The organism is Palleronia salina, assembly GCF_900141995.1.
Lineage (GTDB): Bacteria > Pseudomonadota > Alphaproteobacteria > Rhodobacterales > Rhodobacteraceae > Palleronia > Palleronia salina.
The window spans coordinates 65,704-89,696 of the sequence record NZ_FQZA01000007.1; the positions used below are offsets into that span (position 1 = coordinate 65,704).

Genomic DNA, 23,993 nt, shown 5'->3' on the forward strand with positions numbered 1-23,993 from the left:
CCGTGCGACAATCGCTACGGGTCGGCGGGGTCATTTGGACGCGCGACCGGTTCGGCCTGGTAAACGAGGGAGCGTTTGCGCGCAGACTGTTTCGATACCGGATACGCCCGCCCGGGTCTTTTGCAGTGGGCGGCACGCGGGCGCGGTGCTAAGTCACGGCCCGACACAATCGGGAAGGAGACACGGCATGGATCTGGGAATTTCGGGCAAGCGCGCGCTGGTCACGGCGTCGTCCAAGGGGCTTGGTCTGGGCTGCGCCGAGGCGCTGGCCGAAGCGGGCTGCAACCTCGTGATGAACGCGCGCGGGGCCGAGGCGCTCGAGGCCGCGGCGGCACGCATCCGCGAGCGCTGGGGCGTCGAGGTCACCACCGTGGCCTGCGATGTCACCACGGCCGAAGGGCAGAAGCAGGTCCTGGGTGCCGCGGGGCAGCCCGACATTTTGGTCACCAACGCCGGCGGCCCGCCCCCGGGCATGTGGACCGACTGGGACCGCGACGACTTCATCTCGGCGCTGGACGCCAACATGCTGACGCCCATCGCGCTGATGAAGGCCTGCGTGCCCGCGATGATGGAGCGGGGCTGGGGCCGCGTCGTCAACATCACCTCGGTCTCGGTCAAGGCGCCCGTGCCGGTGCTGGGCCTGTCGAACAGCGCGCGCGCCGGCCTGACGGGCTATGTCGCGGGCACTTCGCGGCAGGTGGCGGGCAAGGGCGTAACGATCAACAACCTGTTGCCCGGCATCCATGCCACCGACCGCGCCGACGCGCTGGACAAGGGCGTGGTCGAGAAGGAGGGCATCAGCTTCGACGAGGCGCGCGCCAACCGGCAGGCGACGATCCCCGCCGGTCGCTATGGCACGCCCGAGGAGTTCGGCCAGGCCTGCGCCTTCCTGTGCTCGGTCCATGCCGGGTTCATCGTCGGGCAGAACGTGCTGCTGGACGGCGGCGCGACCAACCTGTCCATGTGATCGTCTTGATGGCGCGGGGCCGGGCTGCTAGCTGCACCTGACGAAACTTGTCGGACATCGCGATGCCGCTTACGACTCCCCGCCTTCAGGTCGACGACCTGTGCTGCTCCTTCGATGGCCGGCAGGTGGTGAGCGATGTCACCCTGTCGGTCGCCGAAGGCCAGGTCATGTGCCTGCTGGGCCCGTCCGGCTGCGGCAAGTCCACGACCCTGCGGGCCATCGCCGGGGTCGAGATCCCCGACAGCGGGACCATCCGCATCGACGGCGCCCCGGTCTTCGGCCCCGAGGGCAGCGTGCCGCCCGAGCATCGCGGCGTCGGCTTGATCTTCCAGGATTTCGCCCTGTTCCCGCACCTGTCGGTTGCCGACAACGTGGCCTTCGGGCTGAAAGGCCGGAAGAAGGACAAGCGCGCCCGGGCCCATGCCCTGCTGGAGCGCGTCCATCTCGAGCGCTATCTCGACAGTTATCCGCACGAGCTGTCGGGCGGCGAACAGCAGCGCGTGGCCCTTGCCCGCGCCATCGCGCCGAAGCCGCGCGTGATGCTGATGGACGAGCCGTTCTCGGGGCTCGACAACCGGCTGCGCGACGGCATCCGGGACGAGACGCTGGCCCTGTTGAAGGAGGAAGGCACCGCCGTCCTGCTGGTCACGCACGAGCCGGAAGAGGCGATGCGCATGGCCGACGAGATCGCGCTGATGCGCGACGGGCGAATCGTGCAGCGCGGTGCGCCCTACAACGTCTACAACGCGCCGGCGGACCGTGCTGCCGCCGCCTTCTTCAGCGATATCAACGTGATCGAGGGCGAAGTTAACGGCGCGCTGACCGACACGCCCTTCGGCCAGTTCCTGGCCCCGGGCCAGCCCGACGGCACCCGGGTCGACATCGCCATTCGCCCCCAGCACGTGCGCATCGACTTCGATCGGGACGGCCGCGGGCCGAATCCCACGCCGCAGGACGGTACGCCCGCCCGAGCGGTGGTCGTGCGGTCGCGCTTCATCGGAAACGAAAGCCTCGTGGAATTCCGGCTGGACGCCACGGGCGGCAAGATGATCGCCACGGTGCCCTCGGTCTTCCTGCCCAAGCCCGGCACGCCGCTGTGGCTTATGATCCGCCGCGACCGCTGCTTCGTCTTCCCCCGCACATGAGCGGCGGCGTGCTGCTGCCACGCCTGCCCGACGAAGCGGTGGCCCACCCGCTGCCGGGGACGCGGCCGCTCGACCCCGACGACTGGTTACGCGTGGATGGGGCCTATCCCGCGCAGATGGCATTGCGCGATGCCCTTCTGGATGACCGGCCACATCGCGTTCGCGACGTGCTGCCAGAGGGCCGCGCGGCGGCGCGGGAGGCCTTGGCGCTGGTCGTGGACCACCTGTCGCGGCGGTCGGATTTCGAGGTCACGCAGGACACGGTCCGACGGCCCGACGGCAGGCGCGTTTCGCTGAACGACGACAATCCGCTGGGCACCATCGGCCGGTTGGTGCAGGAGGATCTGTGCATTCTTGCGCCATCGCCCGAGGGTCACCGCCTCGTCGGGGCGGTCCTGTGTTTTCCGTCGGCCTGGACGTTGGCGCAGAAGATGGGCCGCACGCTGGACGCCTTGCACGGCCCCGTGCCGGACTATCAAGGCGATGTCGCGCGGCGCGTTCAGCGGTTGTTCGACGGGGTACGGCCAGACCGGCCGCTGGTCCGGCACAATCTCCTGCATCACGACAGCGACGCGCTGTTCAATCCGCGGCTGGAATTCTCGCAAACCCCGCGCGGGCCGGGCGACTCGCGGTTCAAGCGGGTCGAGCGGCAGGTGATCCTGCGGCTGCCCGAAACGGGACTGGTGGGCTTTTCGATCCACACCTACCTGGTCGCCGCAGCCGGGGGCTAGCGGGGCCGCAAAGGCAGCTGTCAGTGCAGGAGCGCGCCGCGCATGGGTTCGGGGCTGATCCGGCCCGATACGGGCAGGCGGCGGGGCATTTCCTGCAGGACCGCCCAGGTGAACTGGGTGGGACGCAGCACCTGGCTGGTCGGCTTCCACAGGATCGACGCCGCTGACAGGCGCATGCTGATCCGCTTCGCCAGTTCGTAGCACAGCTGCCTGGCCACCAAACCCTCGACGGTGTCCGCGGCCCGGACGGCGATCGCCACCTCGGAGCCTTTGCCGAACGGGGAGGACTGCATCTCGATGATGCCGTGATCGGTCTCGATCCGCATGCTGTCGCCGTCGAAGCCCAGATCCTGGGACAGGATATGCACGTCGGCCTGGCGCAAGCACCAGCAGACCGGGCCCGAAATCGCGTAGAAATCGGGTGCCTTGCCGGGGCCGAACCGGACTTTGGCCGTAATGACCTTGGCCTCGCGTGTCATTGTTTCCTCACTCGTGGTTCAAATGCCGATGGAGAAACATTGTTGGCCGATCAGGGCGCGAAAAGGGCAGACGAAAGGTAAATACCGTCAAAAAACAAGATGGCTCCTCACGGCTTCCCCGAGCCGGCGTTCCTGTGCAGCGGGGCCGCCCAGATCGACCGGGATTAATACATACTATCGAATTATCGCCCGGTTGCCACTGCTAAGCCGGAAATTCCCATAGAAAAAGGGGCGCTGACGTGCAGCGCCCCCATCGCGTTCGCGGCTGAGTTGTGGATCAGCAGCTGTAGTACATCTTGAATTCCATCGGGTGCGGGCAATGCTCGTAGGCATAGATCTCTTCCCACTTCAGATCCATGTAGCCCTGGATCTGATCCTTGGTGAAGACGTCGCCCGCGGTGAGGAAGTCCATGTCCTTCTCCAGCTCGTCCAGCGCTTCGCGCAGTGACGAACAGACGGTCGGGATCTCGGCCAGCTCCTCGGGGGGCAGGTCGTAGAGATCCTTGTCCATGGCTTCGCCCGGGTGGATCTTGTTCTTGATCCCGTCGATGCCGGCCATCAGCAGCGCGGCGAAGCACAGGTAGGGGTTCGCCGACGGATCGGGGAAACGGGCCTCGACGCGCTTGGCCTTGGGGCTTTCGGCCCACGGGATCCGGACGCAGCCCGAGCGGTTGCGGGCCGAGTAGGCGCGCAGCACGGGGGCTTCGAAGCCGGGGATCAGGCGCTTGTAGCTGTTGGTCGACGGGTTGGTGAAGGCGTTCAGCGCCTTGGCGTGCTTCAGGATGCCGCCGATGAAATACAGCGCCTCGTCGCTCAGGTCGGCGTACTTGTCACCGGCGAAGAGCGGCTTGCCGTCCTTCCAGATCGACATGTTCACGTGCATGCCGGTGCCGTTGTCGCCCGAGATGGGCTTGGGCATGAAGGTCGCCGACTTGCCGTAGGCGTCGGCCACGTTGTGGATGACGTACTTGTACTTCTGCAGGTTGTCGGCCTGCTCGACCATGGTGCCGAAGATCAGCCCCAGCTCGTGCTGGCACGAAGCGACCTCGTGGTGGTGCTTGTCCACCTTCATGCCGATGCGCTTCATGGTCGACAGCATCTCCGAGCGCAGGTCCTGCGCGTCGTCGACGGGGTTCACCGGGAAGTAGCCGCCCTTGATGCCGGGGCGGTGGCCCATGTTGCCCATCTCGAAGTCCGCGTCGCTGTTCCACGCGCCGTCCTGCGCGTCGACCTCGTAGCTGACCTTGTTCATGGCCACCGAGTACTTGACGTTGTCGAACAGGAAGAACTCGGCCTCGGGGCCAAAAAAGGCGGTGTCGCCGATGCCGGACGAGCGCAGGTATTCCTCGGCGTTGCGCGCGGTGCCGCGGGGGTCGCGGTCATAGCGTTCGCCGGTGTCGGGCTCGACCACGGTGCAGTGCACGCAGATGGTCTTTTCCGCGTAGAACGGGTCCATGTAGGCCGATCCCGCGTCGGGCATCAGTTTCATGTCGGACTGGTCGATGGATTTCCAGCCGGCGATGGACGAGCCGTCGAACATGAAGCCGTCTTCGAGGAAGTCCTCGTCGACCTCGTGCGACATCACCGTCACGTGCTGCAGCTTGCCGCGCGGGTCGGTGAAGCGGATGTCGACATATTCGATCTCTTCGTCCTTGATCTTCTGGACGAGTTCCTTGTTGTTCATGGAATACCCTCTTTCCCTGATTGGACTGGTCTTGTCGGGCGCGCGGCCGATTACAGCGCGTCGTGCCCGGTTTCACCTGTGCGGATCCGGATGGCCTGCTCAACCGGGCTCACGAAGATCTTGCCGTCGCCGATCTTGTCGGTCTTGGCGGCCGAGATGATCGCCTCGACGGCGCTGTCGACCTGGCCTTCCTCGAGCACGACCTCGATTTTCACCTTGGGCAGGAAATCGACGACATATTCGGCCCCGCGATAGAGCTCGGTATGGCCCTTCTGGCGGCCAAAACCCTTCACTTCCAGCACGCTGAGGCCCTGGACGCCCACTTCCTGCAGCGCCTCCTTCACCTCGTCGAGCTTGAAGGGCTTGATGATCGCCTCGATCTTTTTCATGGGCCGATTCCTCCGGTTCCGCGTCACTTGGGGTCAGACCACTTCCCGCGCCGGGCCTCAATTGGATAGGCTGGGGGCAAGGGCGGTCGCTGGGGGTCATTCCTAGGGCGTGCTGAAATTATATGCAATGTGGCTTACGGCTGTGCAGTTTGTGAAGGGGTGTCGATGGAGCGTTTGCTGACTGCCGCAGAAATGCGCGAAACCGAGAAAGCTGCCATGGAAAGCGGCGAAACCTCGGGGCGCCACTTGATGGAGCGGGCGGGCGAAGGGGCCGTGGCCGCCATCCTGTCGGAGTGGCCGGACCTGGCGGACGGGCCGCACCGAGCCGCCGTCCTGTGCGGCCCCGGAAACAACGGGGGCGACGGGTTCGTGGTGGCGCGCCTGCTGGCGGACCGCGGCTGGACGGTCGAGGTCTATCTTTACGGTGACCCCGATCGCGTCGCCGGCGATGCGCGCGCGAACCTCGAAGCCTGGACGGCCCGGCATCCGCTTCAGCCAATGGAGCAGGCAGCCGGCGCAACGCCGCCCAACCTGCTGATCGACGCCATGTTCGGCATCGGCGTGTCGCGTCCGATCCCCGACCTTTGCATGCAGGCCTGGCACGCGCTTGCCGCATCGGACGCGCCCTCAGGGCCGCCGGGGCGCACCGTCGCGTTGGACTGCCCGTCGGGCTTCGACGTGGATCGCGGCGGCTACTTCCTGCCCGAGCCCGAGGGGAATGATCCCGCCGCATGGCGGCTGCTTCCGGACCTGTGCGTCACCTTTCACGCGGCGAAGCAGGGCTTGTTCCTCGAAGAAGCCGCCCGCCGCGCGCCGCGGGTCGTAGCTATCGGGTTGGCCGAGGACGCCGCCGCGACCGCCGCCGCCACCCGCGTGCTGTCCGGTGACGCCGCCGAGCAACGCGCGTGGTACCGCCGTGTCACGGGCGGCGAGGAGCACCTCCATAAGTACGACCGGGGCCATGCGCTGGTCCTGGGCGGCGGGCCGGGAAAGGGCGGCGCCGCGCGCATGGCGGCCCGGGCGGCGCTGCGGGCGGGCGCCGGGTTGGTCACCGTCGCCGTGCCCCGTGACGCTCTGCCCGAGAACGCGGCGCAGCTGAACGCGATCATGCTGTCTGCGATGGACACGCCCGACGACCTGGACCGCCTTCTGGAGGACGGGCGCCTCTCGGTCGTTTGCCTTGGTCCGGGTCTGGGGGTGAGCGCGCGCACCCGTGAGCTGGTCGGGTCCGCGCTGGACAGCGGTCGGCGCGTGGTGCTGGATGCCGACGCTTTGACCAGTTTCCGCGAGGCGCCGGACACGCTATTCGAGATGCTGAACGGCGATTGCGTGCTGACCCCGCACGAGGGCGAATTTGCCCGGCTCTTTCCCGACCTCGCCGAACGGGGGCGCAGCCTGTCCAAGGTCGACGCGGCCCGGCAGGCCGCCGCACGCTGCGGCGCGGTGGTCCTTCTGAAGGGGGCGGCGACGGTCATCGCCGACCCGGAGGGAACGGTCGGCGTGCACGCCGCGCTTTACGACCGCAGGGTGCCGCAGCTGGCGACGGCAGGGGCAGGGGACGTGCTGGCCGGGTTCATCACCGGGCTTTGCGCCGCGCCGGGCCGTGACACGCGCGCCGTGACCGAGCTGGCCGCCTGGCTGCACGCCGAATCCGCACGCACCTTCGGCCCCGGTCTCATCGCCGAGGATCTGCCGGACGAATTACCGAAGGTGCTGGCCGGGCTCGGTGCTTGAAGGGGCAGCCAGGATCGGCGCACCACAGCGCCGTGGCGCATGTCCCGGCGTTGCCGCTCCGGAAGCACTGACGACGTGACGCCAGCCCCCTGCGCGTCCCCCGCTCTTATAGAACGGCAAGCCGACCGCGCCCGGGGTGCCGCGCGTCAGTCCTTCAACGGCGACACCCGGGCCAGGCCGTGGACCTTCTCAAGCGCCGCGCCCGAATCGATGCTTTCGCGCGCCATCTCGACGCCCGCTGTCAGGTCGTCCGCGCGTCCGGCCACCACCAGCGCCGCCGCCGCGTTCAGCAGCACGGCGTCGCGATAGGCGCCGGTCGCGCCCTCCAGCAGCGCGCGGAAGGCGCGGCCGTTCTCGTCCGGGGTGCCGCCCACGATGGCCTCGAACTTATGCACGGGCAGGCCCGCGTCCTCGGGCGCGATCTCGTGCTCGGTCACCGCGCCGTCCTCGAGCTTCAGAACCGTGCTGGGGGCCGCGATCGAGATCTCGTCGGTGCCGTCGCCGCCATGGACCAGCCAGGCGCGCGTGCTGCCCAGCGCGCCCAGCGTCTCGGCCATGGGGCGCAGGACCTCGCGTGAGAACGCGCCGGTCAGCTGGTATTTCACGCCCGCGGGGTTCGTCAGCGGCCCGAGGATGTTGAAGATCGTGCGGGTGCCCAGCTCGGACCGGGTGGGCATCACGTGGGCCACGGCAGGGTGATGCATGGGCGCCATCATGAAGCCGATGCCGACCTCGTTCAGCGCGCGCTCGACGGTTTCGGGGCCGACCATCACGTCGATCCCCATCTGCGTGATCGCATCCGCGGCGCCGGATTTCGAGCTGAGGTTGCGGTTGCCGTGCTTGGCCACCGGAACGCCCGCGCCGGCGACCACGAAGGCCGTGGCGGTGGAGATGTTCAGCGTGCCCTTGCCGTCGCCGCCGGTGCCAACGATGTCCATGGCGCCCTCGGGCGCGCGCACGGCGCGGCACCGCGCGCGCATCGCGGCCGCGGCGGCGGCGTATTCGGCGACCGATTCTCCGCGCGTGCGCAGGGTCATCAGGAACCCGCCGATCTGGCTGGGCGTCGCTTCGCCGTCGAACAGCATCCCGAAGGCGGTCTCGGCCTCTGGGCCGGTCAGGGGGCGGTCGACGGCGGCGGCGATCAGCGGCTTCAGGTCATCGCTCATGCCGGGACCGCGCAGAGGTCCAGGAAGTTGCGCAGCATGGCGTGACCATGCTCGGACCGAATCGATTCGGGGTGGAATTGCACGCCATGGACGGGCAGCGACCGATGCGCCAACCCCATGATTGTGCCGTCGGCCAGCTCGGCCGTCACCTGCAGGCTGTCGGGCAGCCCGTCGCGTTCGACCACCAGCGAATGGTAGCGGGTCGCGCGCAGCGGGCTGGGCAGCCCCTTGAAGACGGATGCCCTCGCGTGGCGCATCTCGTCCACCTTGCCGTGCACGATGGCGCTGTGGCGGATCACCCGCCCGCCCATGGCCTGCCCGATGGCCTGGTGGCCCAGGCAGACACCCAGCAGCGGGGTGCCGCTGTCGGCGGCCGCCTGCACCATCTCGAGGCAGATACCGGCCTGGTCGGGGTCGCAGGGGCCGGGCGACAGCACGATGCCGGCGGGTCGCTTGGACATGGCCTGCGCCGCGCTCAGCGTGTCGTTGCGCACGACCTCGACCTGGGCGCCGAGTTCGCCGAGGTAATGCACGAGGTTCCAGGTGAAGCTGTCGTAGTTGTCGATAAGCAGGAGCAAGCCGCCGGGCCTTTCGAGTGGAAACGGGGGGTGATCCCGTTGATCTGTCGCGATATACATGCGCAAAGGCGCGTCGAAGCGTCAAGCTGGGCCGACGACGGCGCCGCGTCAAGCGCTGCCCGGTCGGCCCTTTAAAGGTTACAGGGTGGGGCCGGGCGACGGCGCCCCGCGCGCGTCCCGAGGCAGGTTACGGAGAGTCCGAGTTGAGCATGGCGTTGTTGAAAGGCGTTGCCACCGGCGGGGTCGTGTCGCTGAGCATCGTGGTCGTGGCGTCGCAGATGCTGAACCTGCAGACCCTGAGCACGACACCGCCCGAGGCCGCGACGGCGCTGGACGACAGCGGGACGCTGCCCGGCGCCGGTCCGGACACCGATGAGCCCACGGCGGTGCGGGTGCCGCGCCCGGCGGACGAGCCCGGTCCCGGGACGGCAGAGCGGGATATCGATCCAACCAGCCCCACGCCGCCGGGATCGGTCGACACCGATCTTGCGGCCGCCGACCCCGGCGCCGCGCCCGCCGTTCCCGATGCGCAGGGTGACCAGGCCGCGGACCTGCAAATGGGCGCGCCCGATCCCGACGCGCAGGCCGCGCCGGTCGATCGCAGCCCGACGCCCGACGCGCCGCCCGCCGGCGCGCCCGAGAGCCGCCTGGCGAACGCCCCCGAGGCTGATCCAACTCCCGACGCCGTGCCCGCCGCGCCGGGACCCACGGTGATCGTCGACCCGAACGTGACCCTCGCCGCGCCGTCCATCCAGGAGGGCCCGACCGCGCCCGCCGCGCCATCCACGGATGCCGGGATCGACGCCGGCGCCCCGGCTGCCCCCGGCGCCGATGAGACCATGCGGCTGGCCGAGGCGCCGACCGCCCTGGGGCCGCCGCCGGCGCCCCCCGCCGATGAGGAACCGGAACAGGTCGCCGATCCTGCCGACAGTCCTGTCGCGTCCCGCACGCAGACCCCGGGGGACTCCGTTGCGGACGCCACAAGCGAAGACGAGGGCACCGCGCCGGTCGACAGGGCAGGGACCACGCCGGCCGACGCGCCGGAGGAGGCCCCGCTGGACGAGGGGACCGGCAATCCGGTGGACATCGCGAGCGATGCGGACGACAGCCCCGCCGACATGGCAGACGCGGCCCCGGCCGACGGCGCGCTGGATGGCGACCCGGCCGAGATGCCCGGCACCGCGATCGACCTGGCCGGGGACACGCCAACGAACGGGACCGGCGAAACCTCCGCCCCCGACGGGACTGCCACACCAGCGACCGCCCCGGAAAATGCGCCGGTCGAGTTGGCGCAGGATACCACCGGCGATCCCGCCCCCGGGCAGACCGAACCCGACCGGGCGACCGCGTCCGACGAGCAGCCCGCGGAGTCGGCGAGTGAACCGGCGCGTGGCGTCAGCGCCGCCGACGTGATCGACCTGGACCAGATCGTCGTGCCTGAGGATGACGGTCCCGCTCCGGACGGCCCGATGGCAGGAACGGGGATCGACGGCACCGATGAGCTCGAGGCAGGGGTGCCCCAGTTCGACCGGGACGATGATATCGCGCCATCCGGCGGTTCGGCGGTGACCGGGGGCGGTGCGGCCCCCGACGCCCCGTCGACGACCGAGCCCGGTCGTGTCCGCACGAATCGCCTGGTCCAGATCGAGCCCGCGCCCGAACCCGACCCCGCGCCTGAGGGTCAGCAGGGCGACACCGAGGCCGCGGGCGATGACGAGACTGCGACCGCCGGCAACGACACCGACGCTGCCCCCGCGGGCCGCGCGCCGCGTGAAACGGCCGAGGCCGAGCCCGCGACGGAGGATGATCCGTCGCTCAGCCCCGACGAGCGGGTGGCCCTGGCCGAGGCCGAGAACCCCGAAGCCGGACCCACATTGCCGTCATCGAACCTGATCGAGCGTCGGATGCAGGGAATCGGACCCGATATCGGCACACCGGGCCCCGGCGCCGGCCCGGCGCCCTCCGCTGCGCCCTCCGTGACCGCCACCCCGCTCGAGATCGACCCGGACGCGCCGGTGGCCGAGCTGACCGGCGATCCCATGGTCGACTTCCGCCAGCCCTTCGAAAACCCCGGCGACCTGCCCGTGATGGCGGTGATCCTGCTGGATTACGGCGGGCCGATGATCGACGTGCCCGTGAACGCGACCATCGCGCTGGACGCGACCCTGCCGGATGCCGCCGAACGCGCCGCCGCCTATTTCGCCATGGGTTTCGAGGTCGCGGTCATGCCGGACATGACCGGGGGTGGCTCGGCCGAAGACACGGCGCAGGCGTTGCGCGCGAGCCTGTCCGCCGTGCCCTTCAGCCTGGCCGTGGTCGAGGATCCGTCGCGCCCCCTCGGCACGGCGTCCGACACGGTCGAGACCATCCTCGACGGCTTGTCCGACAGCGGCCACGGGCTGGTCACGCTGCCCCAGGGTCAGAACCGGGCCCAGCAGCTTGCGGCGCGGGCCGAGGTTCCGGCGGGGCTGGTGTTCCGGCAGATCGACAACCAGGGCCAGGACCTTGCTGCGGTGAAACGCTTCCTCGACAACGCCGCCTTCCGGGCGCGCCAGCAGGAGACGGTCATCCTGCTGGGGCGCAACCGTCCGGAAACCACCGGCGCGATCCTGGAATGGCGGCTGGGCAACCGCGCCTCCAGCGTCGAGCTTGCGCCGCTCTCGGCGGTGCTGGTTCCCACGGGTGACTGACGCAAGCGCCGACGCGCGGCGGGGTCTTGTCGGGCTGGCCGCCTGCCTTGGCGCGAGCATCATCTGGGGGCTGTCGCCGCTCTACTACGCGGCGCTGGACCACGTGCCGGCCATCGACATCATCGCCCATCGCACCGTCTGGTCGGCTGTGCTGTTCGCCGCGATCCTGTCGGCCACGGGCCGGCTGGGGGCGCTGCGCCGGGTGATGTCGGATCGCGGCGCGATGGTGCGGCTGACGCTGGCCGCCATCCTGATCTCGGTCAACTGGCTGGTCTTCGTGCTGGCGGTGCAGCGCGGCTCGGTGATCGAGGCCTCGCTGGGCTACTATATCTTTCCGCTCGTGGCCGTCGCGCTGGGCTTCGTCGCGTACGGAGAACGGCCCAGCCGGCTGCAATGGACGGCAGTGGCGCTGGCCTCGGCCGGGGTGCTGGTCCTGGGGATCGGGCTGGGCGTCGCGCCCTGGATCAGCCTGCTGCTGGCGGGAAGCTTTGCGACCTACGGGACCCTGAAGCGCGGACTGGCCACCCACGCCACCGTCAGCGTGACGGTCGAGGTCGCCTTGCTGGCGCCTTTCGCACTGGCCTTTATCGCCTTGCGGGACGGCGCCCATTTCGACGAGGGGCTGCTGACGCTGGTGCTGCTGGTCGGGACGGGGCCGCTGACCGCGCTGCCGCTGGTGCTGTTCGCCGTGGCCGCCCAACGGCTTCATTTCGCGACGCTGGGGATCTTCTTCTACGTGAACCCGACGTTGCAATTCCTGATCGGGGTCACCGTCTTCGCCCAGGCCTTCACCCCTTGGCACCAGGTGGCGTTCCCGCTGATCTGGCTGGCGGTCAGCCTTTATTCCTGGTCGCTCTGGCGCAGTTCCAGGCGGTCGCGCAGGGCGGCCATGGCGGCTTCGGCATCCGGCACGACCTGAACGAATCCCATGAGCGAACGGTCGGCGAAACCCTGTTCGACCACGTGATCCATCAGCGCCACCAGCGGGTCCCAGAAACCGTTCACGTTGACCAGCACCACGGGCTTGGCGTGCAGGCCCAGCTGGCGCCAGGTCAGCGCCTCGAAGAACTCGTCCAGCGATCCCGCGCCGCCGGGCAGCATGACCACCGCGTGGGCGTTCATGATCATCACCTTCTTGCGCTCGTGCATGGTCTCGGTGACGACGAAGCTGTCCAGGTCGCGCTTGCCGACTTCCATGTCCAGCAGGTGGGTCGGGATGACGCCCATGGTCGCGCCGCCCGCCGCCTGCGCCGCGCGCGCGACCCGGCCCATCAGCCCCACGTCTCCCGCGCCGTAGACCAGCCGCCAGCCCGCAGCCGCCAGCCCCCGGCCCAGCGCATCGGCCGCCGCGGCGAAGGCCGGGTCGGCCCCCTCGCGCGAGCCGCAATAGACACAGATCGAAGGGGTGTCGGGGCTGGACATGGCAAACCTTGCAAATTGGCGTTTTTTGACGGCAGAACACGGCGTTGCTAGACTTCAAAGACGCATCGGGCAAGGCCCGCTCTGCCACTGCTGCCAGGGGATGACGCAAGGATGACCGCGCGACTGCTGCGATGGGCCGCCGTGGCCGCGACGCTGGGCCTGATCGGCGTGCTGCTGTTCGGCCCGGAAAACACCCTGTCGCCGCCGGAATCGGCGCCCGCCGACGCCGAACGAACGGACGCGACCGCCGCCGGAGAAGCCGCCACGGATCCGTCCCGCGACCTGGCTGCCGTCGAAGCCGGTGATGCGCCGGAAGAAGCCGGGTCCGCGTCTTCCGGTCCCGGGGCGTCGGAGGCGCCCGCGCCCGGGGCCGCCACGCCCGATCGGGACACGGCGATGTCGGCCGCGTCGCAATCCACCGAGACTGCGCAACAGGGGGACACGGAGGCCTCGGACGCGGCGGGAACCATCGATGTCGACCTGTTCCGCGTGGAACCTGACGGCAGCGGCATCGTCGCGGGCTCGGGGCGGCCCGGGGCGCGGTTCGACCTGCTTCTGGACGGCCAGGTGGTGGGCGACGCCACGGCCGGGGACGATGGCGGGTTCGTCAGCTTCTTCACCTTGCCCGCCAGCGACGCGCCGCAGGTCCTGCGCCTGTCGGGCGAGGGGGCGAGCAGCGACAGCTTCATGATCCAGCCTCTGCGCGCGCCGTCCGCCGCGCCCGCGGTGGCCGATGCCAATGTCGACACGCCCGAGGACGCGCGGCCCGAGACCGCGGGCGCCGACGCCCGGATCCTAGATGCGCCGTCCTCGACCGGGGGCGATCCCGCGACGGCCCTCGATGCGGGAACGACCGATGTCGTCGCCGGGCTGACGCCGGATGTGGCCACACCCGCCGTGCCGCCGCTGGCGACAGGCGACGCCGGGGCCCTCGCGAACGACCCGTCCGAATCTGCCGCGACAGAACCGGGCGGGCCGGCGGGAACGCCGCCGCCCCCGTCAGTGCCGGCGGCCGCCCAGCCCGCACCGGGCCCCGACGCGCCCAGCGTGGCCGTGGACACGTTGCCCGATGCGCCCGAGGCAAGCGCACCGCCGGTCCAGACCGGCCCCGTCGCCACCGCGCCCGCGCCCGGTGATGCCGCGCCCCCCGCCGCGCCGCGGGTGATCCGTGCGGGGCGCGACGGCGTCGCGGTGGTGCAGGACGGTGACACGGCCCGGCCCGAGGCGCTGAGCGATCTGAGCATCGACACCATCACCTATGCCGATGGCGGCGCGGTGCGGCTGGGCGGGCGCGGGGATGCCGGGGGGCAGGTGCGGGTCTACGTGGACAACGCCCCGGTCGAACTGGCCACCACCGCGCCCGACGGGCAGTGGCGGGCGGACCTGCCCCGGCTGGATCCCCGCGTCTATACCCTGCGCGTGGATCAGATCGACGCCGACGGGCGCGTGACCTCGCGCGCCGAGACGCCGTTCCGCCCCGAAACCCAGAGCGCGCTGGCGCGGCTCGAACGCGATGCCGACGGCAACGAGGTGGCGCTGGTGACGGTGCAGCCGGGCTTCACGCTCTGGCGGATCGCGGACGAGAACTACGGCGACGGTTTCGCCTACGTCCGGGTGTTCGATGCGAATTCGGACAAGATCCGCGATCCCGACCTGATCTATCCCGGGCAGGTCTTCACCGTTCCCCAGTGATCCCGGCCGCGCCTGTCAGGCGCGGGCCAGCGCGGTCTCGAGGTCCCCGTAGCCGGTCCGGCGCCGCTCGAACGCCAGGCCCAGCCTGCGCGCCGCGTCCTCGGCGCGCGCCGTGAGCGTCGCATCGTCGGTCTGCGCCAGGTAGACCAGCGTGGTGTAGTGGCCGAAATAGGCATCGCGCAGCTGCGGATGCCGGTCGAGCCCGAGGGGCCTGGTTACGAAAGCGTCGAACTGCCGGGCGAGGAAGTCTGTCAGGTAGAAGCACGTCATGTCGTCCTCGCCGCGCGCGGCGAAGCGGTCGAGCCCGTCGAAGAAGGCGTAGCAATGGGGACCCGCGATCATCTCGACGCCCAGCCGCGCGCAGGTCGCGGCCAGCGCGCCGCCGGTCCCGCAATCGGCATAGGCCACGAAGATCCGGTCATAGCTGTCGCGGTGTTGCGCCACCGCCCCGGCCACCGCGTCCGGAATGCGGTCCGGCGTGTTGTGCAGGATGGCGGGCAGGCAGGCGAGATCCATGTGGCTCCAGCCGTTCAGGCGGATCAGCGCGGTGATTTCGTGTGCGAGCGCGCCGCAGGCGAGGATCAGGATCCGTCCGTCTCCGCTGGGCGCTGTGCCGCCATGGGTCAGCGTGTCGACCGGCGGAAGCGGATCAGCCAAGGCGCACGGCCGTCCCGTAGGCAAGGACCTCGGACGCGCGTTCGGCGATCTGCGACGTCTCGAACCGCGCGCCGACGATGGCGTCGGTCCCCAGCGCCCGCGCCTCGGCCACCATGCGGTCATGGGCCTGTTCGCGCGCGCCGGCCAGCAGCTGCGCGTATTCCCGCACCTCGCCACCCACGAGGTTGCGCAGGCTGGCGACGATATCGCTGCCCACGTGCTTGGCGCGCACGGTCGATCCGCGCACAAGGCCCAGCGTTTCGGTGATCTGCCGGCCCGCGACCGTTTCGGTGGTGGTGATGAGCATGGCGCGGCCCTCTCAGCGCGGGGTCTGGTCGTAATGGTCGTCCTCGTGCGAGGACAGACGCTGGGCGATCACCCGCCAGACGACGTAGAGAACAAGGGCGGCGGGGATCAACAGGGTCAGCGGCAGCGGCGCATGCAGCCCGGCCACGATCATGCTGCCCAGCCAGATGGTCAGACCGGCGGCGAAAACCACGATCACGAGGATCAGGACGAACTTGTCGAGCGGCATGGCGCACCTCCTGTCCCCGATATAGGGGCCGTCGATGCGCCGCGGAAGATCAGTCCGCCGCGTTGGCGCCGTGACCTTTCAGAATCACGCGCACCAGCAGCGCGGCCAGCAGGGCGACGGGCATCATGGCAACCAGCCCGGGCGCGCTCAGCGCATCGGCCGAGAGGGCGACGGCGGTGCGCAGCGAGGCGAGGAAGAACACGGTGGGAAGGGCGACGAGGGACAGCAGGACAACATTGATCTTGCGGTGCATTCGAAAGGGCTCCGGTTGTGTCGCCCTCAGAATTACGTTGCGTCATGGCGAAAAAGCGGCGCCAATTTGCGCTCATTCGGGAATTGACGCGACCGTCCCGGGTCGCCCACCGGAAGCAGCGTCCGCTTCCGGTGGGGTAGGGGATCAGGCGACGCCCTGGTTGTGGCGACGGGCGACCTGGGCCTTGGCCGTTTCCACGGCGACCGCGGCATCCCGGCAATAGGCATCGGCGCCGATGGCCTTGCCGAATTCCTCGTTCAGCGGCGCGCCGCCCACCAGCACGATATAATCGTCGCGGATGCCCTTCTCGACCATGCTGTCGATGACGACCTTCATGTAGGGCATCGTCGTGGTCAGCAGGGCGGACATGCCCAGGATGTCGGGCTGTTCGGTCTCCAGCGCTTCGAGATATTTCTCGACCGCGTTGTTGATGCCCAGGTCGACCACCTCGAACCCGGCGCCTTCCATCATCATGGCGACGAGGTTCTTGCCGATGTCGTGGATGTCGCCCTTCACGGTGCCGATCACCATCTTGCCCATGCGCGGGGCGCCCGTCTCGGCCAAGAGCGGCTTGAGGATGGACATGCCACCCTTCATGGCGCCCGCGGCCAGCAGGACCTCGGGCACGAAAAGGATGCCGTCTCGGAAGTCGTTGCCGACGATGGTCATGCCGCCCACCAGCGCCTTGGTCAGCACGTCGTAGGGCTGCCATCCGCGCTCGAGCAGGATGTTGACGCCTTCCTCGATCTCTTCTTTCAGGCCGTCATACAGGTCGTCGTGCATCTGCTGGACAAGTTCGTCATCGTCCAGTTCGCTCAGGATGATCTCTTCGTCGTCTGACATCTTGCACTCCTTCTAAAGGCGCGGCGTTTCAGTTCCGTATGGCGGAACCGGCCGCGGCCAGTTGGTGATTGGCGACATGGATTGTCGATTTGGCGACGTTAAGACACTGTTCCGTCGCCCGATCTGGCGAATGTTCTTTTTTCGTTCTAGTCTGGCCGCATGACTCGCAGCCCCCATACCGCTCCGCCGCGCCAGCGCACGCCGGGGCGCGGCACCGACAGCAACCCCGAAACCCGTTTCGACCGCTACGCGCGGGTGGCCGAGGATGACGGCTGGGCGGTCTCCGAGGATGAGGACCTGCCGACCCTTAGGACCGAGGTGCGGGACGAGTCGCCGCGCCGTGTCATCACGCGCAACACGTCGCCCGACATCGGCTTCGACCGGTCGATCAACCCGTATCGGGGCTGCGAACACGGCTGCGTCTACTGCTTCGCGCGGCCCAGCCACGGGTATCTCGGCATGTCGCCGGGGCTGGACTTCGAAACGCGGCTCATCGCCCGCCCCGACGCGCCCGCGCGGCTGGAGACCGAGCTGCGGCGGAAGGGCTACGCCCCCGCGACCATCGCCATGGGCACCAACACCGACCCCTACCAACCGATCGAGCGGGATCGCCGCATCATGCGCGGCATTCTCGAGGTGTTGCAGCGGTTTCGTCACCCGCTGAGCATCGCCACCAAGGGCAGCCTGGTCGAACGCGACGCGGACATCCTGTCCGAGATGTCGGGGCAGGGCCTGGCGCGGGTCGGTGTGTCGGTCACGACGCTGGACGCCGGGCTGGCCCGGACGCTGGAGCCGCGCGTGCCGTCGCCCGCGCGCCGGCTGAAAACGATCGAGCGGCTGGCCCGTGCCGGGATCGAGGTGCGGGTCATGGCCTCGCCGCTGATCCCGGGCCTGACCGATCCCGAGCTCGAATCGATCCTGCAATCGGCGCGCGACGCGGGCGCGGTGGCCGCCTCGTGGATCATGCTGCGCCTGCCGTTCGAGGTGTCGGGCCTTTTCGAGGACTGGTTGGAGATCCACGCGCCGGGCCGCCGCGACAAGGTGCTGGCGCGCCTGCGCGAAATGCATGGCGGCAAGACCTACTCGGCCGAGTGGGGGCACCGTATGCGCGGCGAGGGGGTGCACGCGGCGCTGATCGCGAAGCGGTTCGATGTGGCCGTCAAGCGGCTGGGTCTGGTCGAACATCTCCCGCCTCTCAGGTGCGATCTGTTCCAGGTGCCGCTGGGCGATGCGCGGCAGCCGTCGCTGTTCTAGGCCGAAGATCATCCGGGATGATCTTTTCGAGACAATCCCGGATTGTCTCCAGCACGTGATCCGGGATCATGTGCGGGCGCGGCGCCCGCGGCGGCGTTCGCGCGGCGCGGCGGTATCGTCGCCCGTGCCATCGGTCGGCGACGAAAAACCGCCCAGCCGCGCCTCGATCGCGGCCAGGTCCGGCGTGTCACCGCGCGGTGTCTCTTCCAGGGCGCGGCGCATGTGGGCCAGGTGCTCGGGCGTGGTGCCGCAGCAGCCGCCGATGATCCGCGCGCCACAGTCGCGGGCCAGCACGGCGTAATCGGCCATCAGCTCGGGCGTGCCGTCATAGTGGATGTGGCCCTCCACGTATTTCGGGATGCCGGCATTGCCCTTGGCGATCACGGGCCGGTCCGGATCGGCCGCCACCATGCCCAGCACGGTGCGCAGCAGGTCCGAGGCGCCCACGCCGCAATTGGCGCCGAAGGCCAGCGGCTTGTTGTCGTTCAGCTTGCCCACGAGGGTCACCATGTCGGTGGATGTCACGCCCATCATGGTGCGGCCCGCGGTATCGAAGCTCATGGTGCCGCACCAGGGCATGCCGGCCAGGCGCGCGGCCTCGGCGGCGGCGCGGTACTCCTCGGGCGCGCTGATGGTCTCGACCCACAGCACGTCGGCGCCGCCTTCCTTCAGGCCCTCGGCCTGTTCGTGGAACATCTCGACCGCCAGCTCGTGGGTGAGGGTGCCCATGGGCGCGAAGATGTCGCCGGTCGGACCGACGCTGCCCGCCACGACAACGGGGCGATCGGCGGCATCGGCCACCTCGCGCGCCAGTTCGGCGCCCGCGCGGTTCAGCTCGCGCACGCGGTCCTGCGCGTCGTGCAGTTTCAGCCGCGAGGCGTTGCCGCCGAAGGTATTGGTCAGGAACAGGTCGCTGCCCGCGCCCACCGGGCCCTGGTAGAGCGCGCGGATTTTCTCGGGCGAGTCCACGTTCCACAGCTCGGGTGCGTCGCCGGACTGAAGCCCCATGTTGAACAGGTTCGTTCCGGTGGCGCCGTCCGCCAGGATCCAGTCGCGCGTGGCGAGCATTTTGGTCAGGGCGTCGGACATGGTGCTTTGCTTCCCAGAATTGATTTCCGCTGATGTGTCACGAATGCGCGCTGTGGACAAATGCAGATGTTTCATCATCTTCATGCGCCGGTGCCGTTTCGGGCGGTCGCGCGATGCACCACAGCAGGTCCGCCAGGCCGAGCGCAAGGGCCAGCCGGGAGGGCGCCGCGGCATACAAGGGACGCCAGCGCGGATCGAAATACGATTTGAACCGGCGCAGACCCTCGCTGCCCCGGGGCTGCCAGCGCGCCCCGTCAGCTACTGCGGCGAGAGAGACGTCAGTCACCCCCTCGGTCCGCGCCGCCGAGATCGCGTGCGCGACGAGCGCGTGCATGGTTCCGTCCGGCGCCTCCGCGTCCCAGCGGACAAGGTCGAGCGTCCACTCCCGAGCGCCCTGGTGCAGCGTGATGAAGGCCACGGCGCGGCCGTGCAGACGGGCGGTGAAGACGCGCTGATGCGCCACGTAGCAGGGCGCATAGCGGCCCATTGAGACGCCGCGCGCGGGGCCGCAGGTGGCCTGCCAGGCGCGGTCGATCCGCGCCATGTCGGCGGGGCAGGCGGGGTCGGTGCCGATGGTCACGCCCGCCGTCTCGGCCTTGCGCAGCTTGCGGCGCAGCTGCCGGCACGCCGGGCGCGCGGGGTCGAAGGTGCTTGCGTCGACCACCGCCTCGGCGCCCAGCCGCAGCCGCGCCCAGCCCCGTGCCCCGAGCCGAACGGCATCGCGTTCTTCGATCTTGTAGGCGAGCGGCATGCGTCCCTGTTCCCACGCCGCAGCGATCAGCGTGTCGGCCCGGGTGTAGCCATCGTAGTCCGGACCGATCTGCGCCAGCGTGTGCGGTGCGGCCCAGCAGGTCGCGGCGGGCCGGCCATGGCGCAGCAGGGCCACCGCGCCGGGCTGATGCAGCAGACCGGCCTCGGCGCGCGTGGCGTCCGGCGGCGGGGCCAGTCCCGTGGCGGTTCGTGCGGGCAGGTCCGGCGCTGCGAAAAGGCTGGGGCGCAGGGTCAGCGCGGCGAGCGCCAGTGCTCCGGGCACGGCCACGTGGGCCATTCGGAACGCCATCGCCGCGCAGATGAGCGCGCCCGGCGCCGCCAAGGGCAGGGACTGTGCCAGCGTCAGGTCGAAGCTGCCCGCCCCGCCCGGAAGACCCGACGCCAGGCCGGCGCCAAGGCTCAGCAGGAAGGCCGGCAGCACCTGGAGATAGGGAATCTCGGGCAGGAAGGCCCAGAACGCGCAGGCCGCGAAGCTGGCATCGGCCATGGCCCAGCCGGCGATGGTCAGCACCAGTGGAAGCGGCGGCAAGCGCCCCGCGCGCCGGTTCAGCGCCACGGCCAGCAGCCCGGCGGCCACCACGGCAAGGATGCTCCACCCCGCGATGCGCAGCGCGGTGCCGCCCAGCCCGCCCGACACGATGCCCAATGCGGCCAGCGTGGCCAGCGCAGCCAGGAACGCGCCGGAACTGGCGGCCGTCACCATGGCCGCGCGCCCCAGCCCCCCGGCCGGATCGCAGCGCCAGCGCACCAGCAGCCCCACCAAGGGCCCCAGGCCTGTGACCTGCGTGACGCCCAACGCAGCCATCGCGCTGCGCCCGGCGGCCAGCGGGGCCCGGCGGGTGCCGAGCGCGCGGTGCACCGCGGCCTCGGACCGGGCAAAACAGCCGAAACAGGCGGCGGTGGCCGCAAGCGACAGGGCCCATTGCCCGGGGGCGATCCGGGTCAGCCGCGCGACGATGTCGCTCAGCTCGGCCGCCGGCCACGCGTCGCGCAGTGCCACCAGGACCGCCACGGCGATGAGCATGGGAAAAAGGCCCCGCATGGCGGGACCCAGATACGTCGTTACTGCCTGATACATACCCTACCCGTCGAAGCTGCCCCGACGGGCACGATGACAGGCAGATGCCAAGAATTCGCTAAGGCGAGAAGAGGTCTTCGTCAGCTTTCGTCGGCGAGTTGCGCCTTCGCCTCGGTCAAGAGCTCGGTCATCTTGTCGCGCAGGGTCTTTTCCTCGACCCGGTCGCCCAGGTCGCCCTTCACCTTGCGGTAGACGTCCTCGTCGCCGGCTTCCTCGAAATCGGCCTTGACCACTTCCTTGGCATACTCGGCGGCGTCGTCGCCGGTCTTGCCCATCAGGTCGGCGGCCCAGAGCCCCAGCAGGCGGTTGCGCCGCGCCTCGGCCTTGAACTGCATCTGGGCATCGTGGGCGAACTTGTTCTCGAACGCCTTCTCGCGGTCGTGCATGTCGGTCATGGGGACCTCCCTGGTGGTATTCGTTTCTTTTATGCGGCCCGTCGTGCGCGCTGCCAAGCCCCCGTTCTTGCCGGTACGTCGGCAATCGCCTATACGCCGCAACAACACCCGGGCGCCCGGCGCGCGCGCGCCCCGATCGAGGAGCACCCATGGCACGGCGCAAGAAAATCTACGAAGGCAAGGCCAAGATCCTGTACGAGGGCCCCGAGCCGGGCACCTTCGTGCAGTATTTCAAGGATGACGCCACCGCGTTCAACGCCGAGAAGAAGGCGACGATCGACGGAAAGGGCGTGTTGAACAACCGCCTGTCGGAGTTCTTCATGAAGGGGCTGACGCAGATCGGCATCCCCAACCATTTCCTCAAGCGGCTGAACATGCGCGAGCAGCTGATCCGCCAGGTCGAGATCATCCCGCTGGAAGTGATCGTGCGCAACTTCGCCGCCGGTTCCATGTCGACGCGGCTGGGCCTGTCGGAGGGCACCGCGCTGCCGCGTCCCATCGTCGAGTTCTGCCTCAAGGACGACAAGCTGGGCGACCCGCTGGTCAGCGAAGAGCACATCATCGCCTTCGGCTGGGCGTCGCAGCAGGACCTGGACGACATGCTGGCGCTGGCCCTGCGGGTGAACGACTTCATGTCGGGCGTCATGCTGGCCGTCGGCATCAAGCTGGTGGATTTCAAGATCGAGATCGGCCGGGTGTGGGAAAACGACTTCCAGCGCCTGATCGTCGCCGACGAGATCAGCCCCGACTCGTGCCGGCTGTGGGATGTCGAGACCGGCCAGAAGCTGGACAAGGACGTGTTCCGCCGCGACCTGGGCAGCCTGACCGACGCCTATACCGAGGTGGCGCGGCGCCTGGGGGTTCTGCCCTCGAACGTCACCCACGCCACCAAGCCCACGCTGATCAATTGAGGGCTGACGGAGCGCCGTCAGGTATTTTGAGAAAGATGAAGCAGGGGACCGCGCGATGAAGGCACGGGTACACGTGATGCTGAAGGACGGGGTCCTCGACCCCCAGGGCGAAGCGGTGCGCCACGCGTTGGGGTCGCTGGGCTTCGACGAGGCGCGCGGCGTGCGTCAGGGCAAGGTGATCGAGCTGGATCTCGAGGATGGCACGTCCGAGGCGCGCATCGGCGAGATGTGCGAAAAGCTGCTGGCCAACACGGTCATCGAATCCTACCGGATCGAGATCCTCTAGGTGCGTATCGCCATCGACATGGACGAGGTGCTGGCCGACACGAACGCGGCCAAGCTGACCTTCCTGCGCGAGCGGGGCTATTCCTTCACCGAGGACGAGATGACGGGCCGCAAGGTGACCGAACTCGTCAGCGACGAGGATGCCGCGCGGGTCGAGACGATGCTGCATCGCGGTGTCGTGTTCGGCAATGTCGACGTCATCGAGGGCGCGCAGGAGGCGCTGGCGCGGCTGGTCGAGGATCACGAGGTCTATATCGCCACGGCCGCGATGGAGTATCCCGCGTCCTGCGTCCACAAGGTGGCGTGGATGGAGCGGCATTTCCCCATGGTGCCCGTGCTGAACCTGGTCCTGTGCGGCGACAAGTCGATCATCGCGGCCGATGTGCTGATCGACGATTCGCCGCGCCATTTCGAGAATTTCGGCGGCATCGGCGTCTGCTTCGATGCGCTGCACAATCGCGGGCAGGACGTCGCCCACCGGCTGATGCGCTGGTCCGACGCGCCCGACCTCATCGACCGGCTGGAACAGGAGCGTGCGCAATGAAGGCGGCCGTCATCGTCTTTCCCGGATCGAACTGCGACCGCGACCTGGCCGTGGCCCTGCGCGCGGCGGGGTTCGACGTGACCATGGTCTGGCACAAGGAGACCGGCCTGCCGGGCGGCGTCGACCTCGTGGGTTTGCCGGGCGGATTCTCGTTCGGGGACTACCTGCGCTGCGGCGCCATCGCGGCCCGCTCGCCGATCGTCGGGGCCGTGGTGGATCACGCGAAGAAGGGCGGTTATGTCCTTGGAATCTGTAACGGTTTCCAGATCCTGACCGAAAGCGGCCTGTTGCCCGGCGCGCTGATGCGCAACCGCGAGCTGAAGTATATCTGCCGGACCGTGCCGCTGATCGTGAAAAACGCCGACAGCCCTTTCACCAGCGGCTATCGCGACCGGCAGGCGATCGACATTCCTATCGCGCATCACGACGGCAACTATTCCGCCGACGCCGACACGTTGGCGCGACTGTCGGGCGAGGGCCGCGTGGCCTTCACCTATGCCGCCAATCCCAACGGGTCGCGCAACGATATCGCCGGGATCCTGAGCGAGAACGGCCGTGTGCTGGGCATGATGCCCCACCCCGAGCGGGCGGCCGACCCGGCGCTGGGCGGCACCGACGGGCGGGCGCTGTTCACGAGCCTTGCGCAATCCTTCGCCGAGGCCTGAGCTTGCCCGGAAGGGCGCGGACGCGTAATTTCGCGA

26 protein-coding genes are annotated in these 23,993 nt (G+C 69.3%); 12 read left to right on the plus strand and 14 right to left on the minus strand.

What is annotated here, in order from left to right:
- The first annotated feature begins 187 nt into the window (after window positions 1-187).
- From BUB76_RS11235 to BUB76_RS11245, 3 genes are all read left to right on the plus strand, one after another.
- The gene (locus BUB76_RS11235; protein WP_073128885.1) at window positions 188-967 is read left to right on the plus strand and encodes an SDR family oxidoreductase; all 780 of its coding nucleotides are present in this window, start codon (window positions 188-190) and stop codon (window positions 965-967) included.
- 62 nt (window positions 968-1,029) lie between these two features.
- Window positions 1,030-2,112 carry an ABC transporter ATP-binding protein gene (locus BUB76_RS11240; protein ID WP_073128968.1) on the plus strand — a complete coding sequence of 361 codons (1,083 nt, stop codon included), beginning with the start codon at window positions 1,030-1,032 and terminating at the stop codon, window positions 2,110-2,112.
- Window positions 2,113-2,120: 8 nt separating this feature from the next.
- On the plus strand, window positions 2,121-2,843 hold the full coding sequence (locus tag BUB76_RS11245) for a heme-dependent oxidative N-demethylase family protein (RefSeq protein WP_236737905.1): 723 nt from the start codon (window positions 2,121-2,123) through the stop codon (window positions 2,841-2,843).
- A gap of 20 nt (window positions 2,844-2,863) precedes the next feature.
- Here the strand turns inward: BUB76_RS11245 and BUB76_RS11250 are convergent, their stop codons facing one another.
- The 3 genes from BUB76_RS11250 to BUB76_RS11260 all read right to left on the minus strand — a co-directional run bounded on the left by BUB76_RS11250 (window position 2,864) and on the right by BUB76_RS11260 (window position 5,395).
- Window positions 2,864-3,322: a hypothetical protein gene (locus BUB76_RS11250; RefSeq protein WP_073128887.1), complete on the minus strand. Its 459-nt coding sequence runs from the start codon at window positions 3,320-3,322 to the stop codon at window positions 2,864-2,866.
- A 277-nt stretch (window positions 3,323-3,599) separates the two neighbouring features.
- Window positions 3,600-5,006 (minus strand): type I glutamate--ammonia ligase, encoded by a 1,407-nt coding sequence (gene glnA, locus BUB76_RS11255; protein ID WP_073128888.1) that lies wholly within the window; start codon window positions 5,004-5,006, stop codon window positions 3,600-3,602.
- A gap of 50 nt (window positions 5,007-5,056) precedes the next feature.
- A complete protein-coding gene (locus BUB76_RS11260; protein ID WP_073128889.1) occupies window positions 5,057-5,395 on the minus strand; it encodes a P-II family nitrogen regulator in 339 nt (112 codons plus the stop codon).
- A gap of 165 nt (window positions 5,396-5,560) precedes the next feature.
- Between BUB76_RS11260 and BUB76_RS11265 the strand changes: the two genes are divergently transcribed.
- Window positions 5,561-7,129: an NAD(P)H-hydrate dehydratase gene (locus BUB76_RS11265; protein ID WP_073128890.1), complete on the plus strand. Its 1,569-nt coding sequence runs from the start codon at window positions 5,561-5,563 to the stop codon at window positions 7,127-7,129.
- 146 nt (window positions 7,130-7,275) lie between these two features.
- Here the strand turns inward: BUB76_RS11265 and trpD are convergent, their stop codons facing one another.
- Together trpD and BUB76_RS11275 are read right to left on the minus strand one after the other, a co-directional pair.
- A complete protein-coding gene (gene trpD, locus BUB76_RS11270; RefSeq protein WP_073128891.1) occupies window positions 7,276-8,295 on the minus strand; it encodes an anthranilate phosphoribosyltransferase in 1,020 nt (339 codons plus the stop codon).
- On the minus strand, window positions 8,292-8,873 hold the full coding sequence (locus tag BUB76_RS11275; protein ID WP_073128892.1) for an anthranilate synthase component II: 582 nt from the start codon (window positions 8,871-8,873) through the stop codon (window positions 8,292-8,294). The genes trpD and BUB76_RS11275 overlap by 4 nt, the downstream gene beginning before the upstream one ends.
- A gap of 209 nt (window positions 8,874-9,082) precedes the next feature.
- Between BUB76_RS11275 and BUB76_RS11280 the strand changes: the two genes are divergently transcribed.
- Both BUB76_RS11280 and rarD read left to right on the plus strand, forming a co-directional pair.
- Window positions 9,083-11,563 (plus strand): divergent polysaccharide deacetylase family protein, encoded by a 2,481-nt coding sequence (locus tag BUB76_RS11280; RefSeq protein WP_139250854.1) that lies wholly within the window; start codon window positions 9,083-9,085, stop codon window positions 11,561-11,563.
- Entirely contained in the window at window positions 11,556-12,482 is a 927-nt protein-coding gene (gene rarD, locus BUB76_RS11285) for an EamA family transporter RarD (RefSeq protein ID WP_084140633.1), read from the plus strand. The genes BUB76_RS11280 and rarD overlap by 8 nt, the downstream gene beginning before the upstream one ends.
- Here the strand turns inward: rarD and BUB76_RS11290 are convergent.
- Window positions 12,404-12,985, minus strand: coding sequence for an LOG family protein (locus BUB76_RS11290; protein WP_073128894.1), 582 nt, complete (start codon window positions 12,983-12,985; stop codon window positions 12,404-12,406). The genes rarD and BUB76_RS11290 overlap by 79 nt on opposite strands.
- A 111-nt stretch (window positions 12,986-13,096) precedes the next feature.
- Between BUB76_RS11290 and BUB76_RS11295 the strand changes: the two genes are divergently transcribed.
- Window positions 13,097-14,677: a LysM peptidoglycan-binding domain-containing protein gene (locus BUB76_RS11295; RefSeq protein WP_073128895.1), complete on the plus strand. Its 1,581-nt coding sequence runs from the start codon at window positions 13,097-13,099 to the stop codon at window positions 14,675-14,677.
- Window positions 14,678-14,692: 15 nt separating this feature from the next.
- On the opposite strand, the gene BUB76_RS11300 is transcribed toward BUB76_RS11295, so the two are convergent.
- From BUB76_RS11300 to BUB76_RS11320, 5 genes are all read right to left on the minus strand, one after another.
- Window positions 14,693-15,334 (minus strand): DUF1638 domain-containing protein, encoded by a 642-nt coding sequence (locus BUB76_RS11300; protein WP_236737906.1) that lies wholly within the window; start codon window positions 15,332-15,334, stop codon window positions 14,693-14,695.
- Complete coding sequence (locus tag BUB76_RS11305; protein ID WP_073128896.1) at window positions 15,327-15,641, minus strand: YbjQ family protein; 315 nt, start codon at window positions 15,639-15,641, stop codon at window positions 15,327-15,329. Before BUB76_RS11305 ends, BUB76_RS11300 begins: the two co-directional genes overlap by 8 nt.
- A 12-nt stretch (window positions 15,642-15,653) precedes the next feature.
- Complete coding sequence (locus tag BUB76_RS11310) at window positions 15,654-15,869, minus strand: hypothetical protein (protein ID WP_073128897.1); 216 nt, start codon at window positions 15,867-15,869, stop codon at window positions 15,654-15,656.
- Between the two features lie 49 nt (window positions 15,870-15,918).
- On the minus strand, window positions 15,919-16,122 hold the full coding sequence (locus BUB76_RS11315; protein ID WP_073128898.1) for a hypothetical protein: 204 nt from the start codon (window positions 16,120-16,122) through the stop codon (window positions 15,919-15,921).
- Window positions 16,123-16,266: 144 nt separating this feature from the next.
- The gene (locus BUB76_RS11320) at window positions 16,267-16,965 is read right to left on the minus strand and encodes a cobalamin B12-binding domain-containing protein (protein WP_073128899.1); all 699 of its coding nucleotides are present in this window, start codon (window positions 16,963-16,965) and stop codon (window positions 16,267-16,269) included.
- Window positions 16,966-17,124: 159 nt separating this feature from the next.
- On the opposite strand from BUB76_RS11320, the gene BUB76_RS11325 reads away from it, so the two are divergent.
- Window positions 17,125-18,219, plus strand: a complete 1,095-nt coding sequence (locus BUB76_RS11325; protein WP_073128900.1) for a PA0069 family radical SAM protein — start codon at window positions 17,125-17,127, stop codon at window positions 18,217-18,219.
- Between the two features lie 66 nt (window positions 18,220-18,285).
- Here the strand turns inward: BUB76_RS11325 and bmt are convergent, their stop codons facing one another.
- From bmt to BUB76_RS11340, 3 genes are all read right to left on the minus strand, one after another.
- A complete protein-coding gene (gene bmt / locus BUB76_RS11330) occupies window positions 18,286-19,308 on the minus strand; it encodes a betaine--homocysteine S-methyltransferase (RefSeq protein ID WP_073128901.1) in 1,023 nt (340 codons plus the stop codon).
- Window positions 19,309-19,345: 37 nt separating this feature from the next.
- Entirely contained in the window at window positions 19,346-21,103 is a 1,758-nt protein-coding gene (locus BUB76_RS11335) for a phosphatidylglycerol lysyltransferase domain-containing protein (protein WP_175550301.1), read from the minus strand.
- A 134-nt stretch (window positions 21,104-21,237) separates the two neighbouring features.
- The gene (locus BUB76_RS11340; protein ID WP_073128903.1) at window positions 21,238-21,552 is read right to left on the minus strand and encodes a DUF1476 domain-containing protein; all 315 of its coding nucleotides are present in this window, start codon (window positions 21,550-21,552) and stop codon (window positions 21,238-21,240) included.
- Between the two features lie 149 nt (window positions 21,553-21,701).
- On the opposite strand from BUB76_RS11340, the gene purC reads away from it, so the two are divergent.
- The 4 genes from purC to purQ are packed head-to-tail and all read left to right on the plus strand — an operon-like array spanning window position 21,702 to window position 23,957.
- The gene (gene purC, locus BUB76_RS11345) at window positions 21,702-22,463 is read left to right on the plus strand and encodes a phosphoribosylaminoimidazolesuccinocarboxamide synthase (protein WP_073128904.1); all 762 of its coding nucleotides are present in this window, start codon (window positions 21,702-21,704) and stop codon (window positions 22,461-22,463) included.
- A gap of 55 nt (window positions 22,464-22,518) precedes the next feature.
- Complete coding sequence (gene purS, locus BUB76_RS11350; RefSeq protein WP_073128905.1) at window positions 22,519-22,749, plus strand: phosphoribosylformylglycinamidine synthase subunit PurS; 231 nt, start codon at window positions 22,519-22,521, stop codon at window positions 22,747-22,749.
- Complete coding sequence (locus tag BUB76_RS11355) at window positions 22,750-23,292, plus strand: 5' nucleotidase, NT5C type (protein WP_214607535.1); 543 nt, start codon at window positions 22,750-22,752, stop codon at window positions 23,290-23,292.
- Complete coding sequence (gene purQ, locus BUB76_RS11360; protein ID WP_073128906.1) at window positions 23,289-23,957, plus strand: phosphoribosylformylglycinamidine synthase subunit PurQ; 669 nt, start codon at window positions 23,289-23,291, stop codon at window positions 23,955-23,957. Before BUB76_RS11355 ends, purQ begins: the two co-directional genes overlap by 4 nt.
- The last annotated feature ends 36 nt before the right edge of the window (window positions 23,958-23,993 follow it).